Here is an 8,311-nt window from a genome sequence, read left to right on the forward strand (position 1 = left end):
ATGTTGCGGGATCTGGCGCCGAGAATATGATCAAATTCCGCGCTGTCAATCGAGTCAGGGCAGCCCGGCGGCGATCTGCTCCATGCCCTGCACCACGTCGGCCTCCATCGCCGCGGCGGCGGCGCCTGCGTCGCCCGCGTCCAGCGCGGCCAGCAGGTCCTTGTGGCGGTCGGGCAGCGCCTGCGTGCCCAGCCGACCGCAGACCACCCGCAGCGAGGGCCCGAAGCGCAGCCAGAGCCCCTCGACCAGGCCCGAGAGCACCGGCGCCGCGGCGATGGCGTTCAGCTCGGCGTGAAAGCGGTGATTCTCGACGAGGTAGCCGCGCAGGTCGCCCCCCGCGATGGCCGCGTCGAGCCGCGCGTCGATCTCGGCCAGCCGCCGCAGGTCCGCCGCCGAACACCGCTGCGCCGCGCGCTGCGCCAGTCGCGGCTCCAGCGCCACGCGGGCCTCGGTCAGTTCCGACACGGTGGCGGCGTCCAGCACCGGCACGATGATCCGCCGGTTGCCCCGGAAATCCAGCGCCCCCTCGGCGGTCAGTCGCCGCAGCGCCTCGCGCACCGGCGTCATGCCCGCGCCCAGGTCCGAGACCAGCCCCTGGATCGTCACCGGCTGCCCCGGCGCCATCTCGCCGAAGAGAATCATCTCGCGCAGCCGCCGGTAGACGACCTCATGCGCCGGCGGCCCCGCGCTGCCTGCCCGGTCCTTCATCACCTGCCTCCCGACTGATCACGGCCCCCGAGAACCCGGCTTGCCAAGCAGGCCGGTGCCGTGGAAACATCACCCATGTTGCCAGCCAAGGCAACATTTGATCAAATGCAGGAACCAGGGGCGCGAAGACCCCGGGACCAACGGGAGCCAATCATGAAGACACCCCTTACGCTGACGGCCTCCGCCGTCGTGCTGACCGCGGGCCTCGCCCAGGCGCAGGAGGTCCGCGTCTACAACTGGTCGGACTACATCGACGAGGACCTGCTCGCCGAGTTCGAGGAAGAGACCGGCATCGAGCTGATCTACGACGTCTTCGACAGCAACGAGGTGCTCGAGACCAAGATGCTGGCGGGCGGCTCGGGCTACGACGTGGTGGTGCCCACCGGCACCTTCCTGCAGCGCCAGATCGCCGCGGGCGCCTTCCAGGAGCTCGACAAGTCGAAGCTGCCCAACCTCGAGAACATGTGGGACGTGATCGAGGAGCGCACCGCGAAGTACGACCCCGGCAACGCCTACTCCATCAACTACATGTGGGGCACCACCGGGCTGGGCGTGAACGTCCCGATGGTCAAGGAGATCCTCGGCGAGGACGCTCCGGTGAACAGCTGGGACCTGGTCTTCGACCCCGAGAACATGGAGCAGCTCGCGGAGTGCGGCGTCATGTTCCTCGACGCGCCGGCCGAGATGATCCCCGCCGCGCTCAACTACATCGGCGAGGACCCCGACAGCCACGAGCCCGAGGTGATCGAGCAGGCCGAGGGCGTCTTCATGCCGATCCGCCCCTACATCCAGAAGTTCCACAGCTCGGAATACATCAACGCGCTGGCCAACGGCGACATCTGCGTGGCGGTCGGCTGGTCGGGCGACATCCTGCAGGCCCGCGACCGCGCGGCCGAGGCCGACAACGGCGTCGAGATCTCGTATTTCGCGCCCAAGGAGGGCGCGCAGATGTGGTTCGACCAGATGGCCATCCCGGTCGACGCCCCGAACCCGGATGCCGCGCACGAGTTCCTGAACTTCATCATGGACGCCGAGAACATGGCGCAGGCCTCGAACTACGTCTACTACGCCAACGGCAACGAGGCCTCGCAGGAATACCTCAACGAGGACGTGATCGGCGACCCGGCGATCTACCCGGACGCCGAGGCGCTGGACAACACCTTCACCACCACGCCCTACCCGCCGCGCGTGCAGCGCACGGTCACGCGCCTCTGGACCAAGATCAAGTCGGGCACCTGAGCCCGGTCCTCCGTCCCGTGCCGCCCGGCGGCGCGGGACCTTCCTCCGCGACAGGACACCCTGCATGGCCCAGACCGCCTTCGCCCCCTGGGACGATCCGGACGAGCGCCCGCTCATCGAGTTCCGCGGCGTCTCGAAGCGCTTCGGCGATTTCACCGCGATCGACGACCTGACGCTCAACATCTTCGAACGCGAGTTCTTCGCCCTGCTCGGCCCCTCGGGCTGCGGCAAGACCACGATGATGCGGATGCTGGCGGGCTTCGAAAGCGTGACCGAGGGCCACATCTGGCTGGGCGGACAGGACATCATCGACATCCCGCCGAACAAGCGGCCGGTGAACATGATGTTCCAGAACTACGCGCTCTTCCCGCATCTGTCGATCTGGGAGAACATCGCCTTCGGCCTCAAGCGCGAAGGCCGCCCGAAGGACGAGATCGCCGCCCGCGTCGACGAGATGCTGCGCCTCACCCGGCTGGGGCGCTTCGCCAAGCGCAAGCCGCACCAGATCTCCGGCGGCCAGCGGCAGCGCGTGGCGCTGGCGCGCAGCCTCGCCAAGGCGCCCAAGCTGCTGCTCCTCGACGAGCCGCTGGGCGCGCTCGACCGCAAGCTCCGCGAGGAGACCCAGTTCGAGCTCATGGACATCCAGGAAAAGACCGGCACCACCTTCGTGATCGTCACCCACGACCAGGAAGAGGCCATGACCGTCGCCTCGCGCATCGCCGTGATGGACGAGGGCCGGCTGGTGCAGGTCGCCACCCCCGACGTGATCTACGAGGCCCCCGCCAGCGTCTACGTCGCGGACTTCATCGGCGACGTGAACATCGTCGAGGGCCGCGCCACACCCGAGGGCGCCGGCCTGCGCATCGACTGGGCCGAGGGCCAGGCGCCCATCGCCGCCCGCAGCGACAGCGCCTTCGCGCGCGGCCAGTCCTGCCATTTCGCCATCCGCCCCGAGAAGGTCACCATCGACACCGAACGCCCGGACCGCCCCAACGCCTTCCGCGGCAAGGTCATCGACATCGCCTACCTCGGCAACATCTCGACCTACCACGTCGAGCTCGCGGGCGGGCAGATGATCAAGGCGCAGATGGTCAACGCCCGCCGGCTCGCCAACCGCCAGATCACCTGGGACGACGAGGTCTGGGTCGGGTTCACCGAGACCGCCGGCGTCGTGCTCGAGGGCTGACCGGATGCGCCGCGTCGTCCTCATCGCCGTGCCCTACCTCTGGCTGCTGGCGCTCTTCCTCGTCCCCTTCGTGATCGTGCTCAAGATCTCGCTCTCGGACATCGCGCTGGCGCGCCCGCCCTACCTGCCGCAGCTCGACCTCTCGGCCGGCTGGCAGGGGGTCCGCGAGTTCCTCTCCGGCCTCGACCTCGAGAACTTCGTCTTCCTGACCACCGACGACCTCTACTGGAAGGCCTACCTCAGCTCGCTGCGCATCGCGCTCGTCTCGACCCTGCTGACGCTGCTCGTGGGCTACCCCATCGCCTACGGCATGGCCCGCGCCGCGCGCGAATGGCGCCCGACGCTGCTCATGCTGGTGATCCTGCCCTTCTGGACCTCCTTCCTGATCCGCGTCTACGCCTGGATGGGAATCCTCTCGACCGAGGGCGTGCTCAACAACGTGCTGCTCTTCCTCGGCGTCATCGACGAACCGCTGCAGATCATGAACACCAACACCGCGGTCTACATCGGCATCGTCTACACCTACCTGCCCTTCATGATCCTGCCGATCTACGCGGCCCTGGAAAAGATGGACGACAGCCTGCTCGAGGCCGCCGAGGACCTCGGCTGCTCGCGCCTGCAGGCGTTCTGGCTGGTGACCTGGCCCCTCTCGCGCAACGGCATCGTCGCGGGCTGCTTCCTCGTCTTCATCCCGACCATCGGCGAATTCGTCATCCCCTCGCTGCTCGGCGGCTCCGACACGCTGATGATCGGCAAGGTCCTCTGGGAGGAGTTCTTTTCCAACCGCGACTGGCCCGTCGCCTCGGCGGTGGCGGTGGTCCTGCTGGCGATCCTGATCGTCCCGATCATCCTCTTCCAGCGCAACGAACAGAAGGCGCGGGAGGCCGAGGGATGAGCGCCCGGATCTTCTTCTTGTTCCAAATACGCAAACACGCGGTCCCGGCGCCGCGCACCGTCGGCGGAGGGGCGCGCCCATGAGACGCTTTTCCTGGTTCAACGCCACCTCGCTGACCCTGGGCTTCGCCTTCCTCTACCTGCCGATGATCCTGCTGGTGGTCTACAGCTTCAACGAAAGCCGCCTCGTCACCGTCTGGGCCGGCTTCTCGACGAAATGGTACGGCGAGCTGCTGCGCGACCAGGAGTTCCTCGACGCCGCCTGGGTCACGGTCAAGGTCGCGGTCTTCTCCTCGACCATCGCCACGGTGCTCGGCACCATGGCCGCCTACGTCATGGTGCGCGCCGGGCGCTTCTGGGGCCGCACGCTCTTTTCCGGCATGATCTACGCGCCGCTCGTCATGCCCGAGGTCATCACCGGCCTCTCGCTGCTGCTGCTCTTCATCGGCCTCGGGATCGACCGCGGGGTCTTCACCATCGTGCTGGCGCATACGACCTTCTCGATGTGCTACGTCTCGGTGGTGGTCTCCTCGCGGCTCGCCAACTTCGACCGCTCGCTCGAGGAGGCCGCGCTCGACCTCGGCTGCTCGCATTTCGCGGCCTTCCGCCTCGTGACCCTGCCGATCATCGCGCCCGCGGTGATCTCGGGCTGGCTGCTGGCCTTCACGCTCTCGCTCGACGACCTCGTGATCGCCAGCTTCACCACCGGCCCCTCGGCCACGACGCTGCCGATCCGCATCTTCTCGGCCATCCGGCTTGGGGTCTCGCCGCAGATCAACGCGCTCTCGACGCTGCTGATCGCCGTGGTGACGCTGGGCGTCATCACCGCCTCGATCATGTCGAAACGCGCGGCGGTGGCGCAGGCCCGCGACGAACAGGCGGCGATCCGCGCCGAATGAAACGCCTCTACGAGCCGCCCGCCTACGGCCCGCAGGGCGCCTGCTGGTGGGCCGGGACCGTCCCGCCCGGCGCCTGGCCCGCCCTGCCCGGCCCGCGCCACACCGAGGTGGCGGTGATCGGCGGCGGCTTCACCGGCCTCTCCGCCGCGCTGCACCTTGCCGAAGGCGGCGCCGAGGTCACCCTGCTCGAGGCCGAGCACCCCGGCTACGGCGCCTCGGGGCGCAACGGCGGCTTCTGCTGCCTCGGCGGCGCCAAGGCCAGCGACGCCCAGCTTCGCCGCCAGTATGGCGAGGACGGCCGGACCGCCTGGCGCGCCACCGAGACCGCCGCCGTCGCGACCGCCGCGCGCCTCATCGCCGAGCACGGGATCGAGGCCGACACCCATTCCGAGGGCGAGACCCTGCTCGCCCACAGTCCCCGCGCCTGGCGCGCGCTGCAGTCCGGCGCCGACGGCGTCGAGGCCGACCACGGCGTCACCCCGCGCCTGACCCCGCCCGAAGGCCTTGCCGCCGAGGGGCTGGGCGGCCCTTTCCACGGCGCCATGACCGTGCCGCAGGGCTTCGCGCTCAATCCGCGCAAGTATCACGCGGGCCTCGCCCGCGCCGCGCAAACTGCCGGCGCCACGCTGCATGCCCACACGCCGGTCACCGCGCTGCGCCGCAACGGGCGCTGGCAGCTCGACACGCCGCGGGGACGGCTCACCGCCGACCGCGTGATCCTCGCCACCAACGGCTATTCCTCCGAGGATCTGCCCGACTGGCTGCGCGCCCGCTACCTGCCGGTGCAATCCTCGGTCATCGTCACCGAACCGATCTCGGCCGAGCGGCAGCAGGCGCAGGGCTGGACCTCGCGCCAGATGGCCTACGACACGCGCTTTCTGCTGCACTACTTCCGGCTCATGCCCGACAACCGCTTCCTCTTCGGGATGCGCGGCGGGCTCACCGCCACGCCCCGCGCGCAGGCGGCGATCTCGAAACGCATCCGCGCGGATTTCACCGCGATGTTCCCGGCATGGCGCGAGGTCGCGGTGGCCCACGAATGGGCGGGCCTCGTCTGCCTGATGGCGAATCTCACGCCCTTCGCGGGGCCGGTGCCCGATCACCCGGGCCTCTTCGCGGGCCTCGGCTACCACGGCAACGGCGTCGCGATGGGCAGCCACGCGGGCACGATCCTCGCCGACCTCGCGCTCGGCCGCGCCCCGCGCGGCCCCTGGCCCGAGGCCATGCGCCGCCCGCCGAAACGCTTTCCGCTGGGCCGCTGGCGGCGGGCGCTGCTCGCCCCGGCCTATGCCGTCGCCGGGGCGCTGGATCTCTGAAGGGTCAGCCGTGCGGCGTCATGGTTGGCCGCGCGCGCATCCGCTGCAGGCCCAGGTAACGCTCGCGCAGGATGATCGCGATGCCCGAGGCGATCACGATGGCCGATCCCGCGAGCATCGCCAGCGTCGGCACCTCGCCGAAGAAGACGTAGCCGATCACGATGGCGAAGAGGATCGAGGCATAGTCGAAGGGCGCCAGCAGCGCCGCCTCGGCGCCGCGATAGGCCGAGGTGATGCAGATCTGCGCCACGCCCCCGATCAGCCCGGCGGCGATCAGCATCCACAGCGTGCCGGTCTCGGGCATGACCCAGCCGAAGGGCGCGGTGAAGAGCGACAGCACCGTCGTGGTGACGGTGAAGTAGAAGACCACCGCCGCCACCTGCTCGGTCTGCACCATGCGCCGGATGTGGATCTGCACCAGCGCCCGGAACACCGCCGAGGCCAGCACGCAGATCACGCCCAGCATCGCCGCGCCCTCGACCGTGTCCAGCGTCAGCCGCGGCCAGAGCACGATCAGGACGCCCACGAGGCCGACGATCACCGCGCTCAGGCGAAAGATCCGCACCTTCTCGCCCAGCAGCATCGCGGCGAAGATGACCGTCATCAGCGGCGCGGCATAGCCCAGCGCCGTGACCTCGGGCAGCGGCAGCAGCCCCAGCGCGGCAAAGTTCAGCCCCATCGCCGACGAGCCCACCAGCCCGCGCACGATGTGCATCCCCGGCCGCCGCGTGCGCAGCCCCGTCGCCAGCTCGCCCCGCAGGACCAGCCAGCCGATGATCACCGGCAGTGCCAGGAAGGAGCGGAAGAACACCGCCTCGCCCACGGGCACCTCGTCCGACGCGGCCTTGATGAGCGATGCCATGACGACGAAGAGGACGACGGAGGCGATTTTCAGCGCAATGCCGCGCAATGAGGACATGAAGGCTCCGGGGCGTGAATACCGCCTTAGTGAACCCCCGCGACAAAAAGTGCAATCGCAAGGCCGGGTTCGCAGTATGCAGACCCGCCCCGCGCCTGGCGCAAGGCGCTCAGCCGGTCTCGAGGCAATGCCGCCGGAACGCCCGCTTGAGCATGTCCAGCTCGGCCCGCAGCAGGTCCACCTCGGCCCGGATGTCGTCGCCCGCCGCCTCGCCCGCGATCACGGTGAAGGTCTCCAGCGTCTCGCCCGCCTCGGCGTCGTTGATGAGAAAGGTCCGCACCCCGTCGCCCACCGCCTCGACCGGCACCGGCACCTCGATCGCCCAGCGCCCCGCGGCCCCGGCCTGCGCCACGATGACCCCGCGCACCGGCGCCCCCTCCAGCGTCACCGCGATCTCGGGCGGCGGCGCGTCGTCGCGTTCCGCCACGATCAGCCCCTCCCAGGTGCCCTCGCGAAAGCGCGTCTTGGTCAGCGTGTAGGCGCTCATGGCATGGCTCCTCATAGCGCGGCGCGCGGGCGGCGGCTGAAGGTCAGGTCCCGCAGGATGACCTGGTTCATCTCCGGCCCCTCGAAGATCAGGTCCAGCCACATGCGCTCGACCCGCTTCTCGTTGACGCGGGTATAGGCCAGGTCGAACTCCACGCGGATCTCCTCGTCGCCCAGCGGCAGCTCGCGCACCAGCTGCTCGGTGTTGGGCCCGTGCTTGATGTTGAGCCGCGCGAAGATCTCCAGCGGCTTCTCCATCTCGACGATCGTGTCCACCCGCACCAGGTGGTTGCGACGCAGCCCCTCCGTCGCCGCGTCCGGCAGGTCGACCGCCAGCGACAGGTAGGAGCCATCGAAGCGGAACACGTCCAGCCGCAGCCCGTAGGCCGCGAGGTCGGCGTTGCGCAGGTTGCGCAGCTGGCGCAGCGTGATCTCCGAGCGCGCGCAGTCGTGGAACAGCGTCGCCTCCCGCCCCAGCGCCGCCTTCTGCCCGACCGAGGCGATGCCCGGCACCGGCAGCGGCCCGCACCACAGCTCGGGGCGCCAGGCCCAGTCGGCCTCGGGCGGGCGGGGAAAGGCCTGGTTGCCCGCGACGGGCAGCGCCAGCCGCGCATCCGCCACCTGGATCAGCGTGTCGAGCCGCTGCCGCAGCCGCCGCGCGGCG

9 protein-coding genes are annotated in these 8,311 nt (G+C 69.7%); 5 read left to right on the forward strand and 4 right to left on the reverse strand.

The window, feature by feature from the left end:
- Positions 1-54: 54 nt before the first annotated feature.
- Positions 55-708 carry a GntR family transcriptional regulator gene (locus SALMUC_RS09530; protein ID WP_020042848.1) on the reverse strand — a complete coding sequence of 218 codons (654 nt, stop codon included), beginning with the start codon at positions 706-708 and terminating at the stop codon, positions 55-57.
- Between the two features lie 153 nt (positions 709-861).
- Here SALMUC_RS09530 and SALMUC_RS09535 point away from each other — a divergent pair, with 153 nt between their 5' ends.
- The 5 genes from SALMUC_RS09535 to SALMUC_RS09555 all read left to right on the forward strand — a co-directional run bounded on the left by SALMUC_RS09535 (position 862) and on the right by SALMUC_RS09555 (position 6,242).
- Complete coding sequence (locus tag SALMUC_RS09535) at positions 862-1,947, forward strand: polyamine ABC transporter substrate-binding protein (protein ID WP_020042849.1); 1,086 nt, start codon at positions 862-864, stop codon at positions 1,945-1,947.
- Between the two features lie 64 nt (positions 1,948-2,011).
- Positions 2,012-3,133 carry an ABC transporter ATP-binding protein gene (locus SALMUC_RS09540; RefSeq protein WP_020042850.1) on the forward strand — a complete coding sequence of 374 codons (1,122 nt, stop codon included), beginning with the start codon at positions 2,012-2,014 and terminating at the stop codon, positions 3,131-3,133.
- A gap of 4 nt (positions 3,134-3,137) precedes the next feature.
- On the forward strand, positions 3,138-4,028 hold the full coding sequence (locus SALMUC_RS09545; protein ID WP_020042851.1) for an ABC transporter permease subunit: 891 nt from the start codon (positions 3,138-3,140) through the stop codon (positions 4,026-4,028).
- A gap of 79 nt (positions 4,029-4,107) precedes the next feature.
- Positions 4,108-4,926, forward strand: a complete 819-nt coding sequence (locus SALMUC_RS09550) for an ABC transporter permease (protein ID WP_020042852.1) — start codon at positions 4,108-4,110, stop codon at positions 4,924-4,926.
- Positions 4,923-6,242 (forward strand): NAD(P)/FAD-dependent oxidoreductase, encoded by a 1,320-nt coding sequence (locus SALMUC_RS09555; RefSeq protein WP_020042853.1) that lies wholly within the window; start codon positions 4,923-4,925, stop codon positions 6,240-6,242. Before SALMUC_RS09550 ends, SALMUC_RS09555 begins: the two co-directional genes overlap by 4 nt.
- Positions 6,243-6,246: 4 nt before the next feature.
- Here the strand turns inward: SALMUC_RS09555 and SALMUC_RS09560 are convergent, their stop codons facing one another.
- From SALMUC_RS09560 to SALMUC_RS09570, 3 genes are all read right to left on the reverse strand, one after another.
- Complete coding sequence (locus SALMUC_RS09560; RefSeq protein ID WP_020042854.1) at positions 6,247-7,161, reverse strand: DMT family transporter; 915 nt, start codon at positions 7,159-7,161, stop codon at positions 6,247-6,249.
- A 109-nt stretch (positions 7,162-7,270) separates the two neighbouring features.
- Entirely contained in the window at positions 7,271-7,648 is a 378-nt protein-coding gene (locus tag SALMUC_RS09565; RefSeq protein ID WP_020042855.1) for a hypothetical protein, read from the reverse strand.
- Between the two features lie 11 nt (positions 7,649-7,659).
- Positions 7,660-8,311, reverse strand: a 652-nt coding sequence (locus SALMUC_RS09570) for a DUF6478 family protein (RefSeq protein WP_084513967.1), incomplete at its 5' end; no start/stop codon positions are given.

Source organism: Salipiger mucosus DSM 16094, from assembly GCF_000442255.1.
Lineage (GTDB): Bacteria > Pseudomonadota > Alphaproteobacteria > Rhodobacterales > Rhodobacteraceae > Salipiger > Salipiger mucosus.

Coding starts and splice junctions, on each gene's coding strand:
- SALMUC_RS09530 (WP_020042848.1), bottom strand. CDS start 708: ATGAAGGACCGGGCAGGCAGCGCGGGGCCGCCGGCGCATGAGGTCGTC.
- SALMUC_RS09535 (WP_020042849.1), top strand. CDS start 862: ATGAAGACACCCCTTACGCTGACGGCCTCCGCCGTCGTGCTGACCGCG.
- SALMUC_RS09540 (WP_020042850.1), top strand. CDS start 2,012: ATGGCCCAGACCGCCTTCGCCCCCTGGGACGATCCGGACGAGCGCCCG.
- SALMUC_RS09545 (WP_020042851.1), top strand. CDS start 3,138: ATGCGCCGCGTCGTCCTCATCGCCGTGCCCTACCTCTGGCTGCTGGCG.
- SALMUC_RS09550 (WP_020042852.1), top strand. CDS start 4,108: ATGAGACGCTTTTCCTGGTTCAACGCCACCTCGCTGACCCTGGGCTTC.
- SALMUC_RS09555 (WP_020042853.1), top strand. CDS start 4,923: ATGAAACGCCTCTACGAGCCGCCCGCCTACGGCCCGCAGGGCGCCTGC.
- SALMUC_RS09560 (WP_020042854.1), bottom strand. CDS start 7,161: ATGTCCTCATTGCGCGGCATTGCGCTGAAAATCGCCTCCGTCGTCCTC.
- SALMUC_RS09565 (WP_020042855.1), bottom strand. CDS start 7,648: ATGAGCGCCTACACGCTGACCAAGACGCGCTTTCGCGAGGGCACCTGG.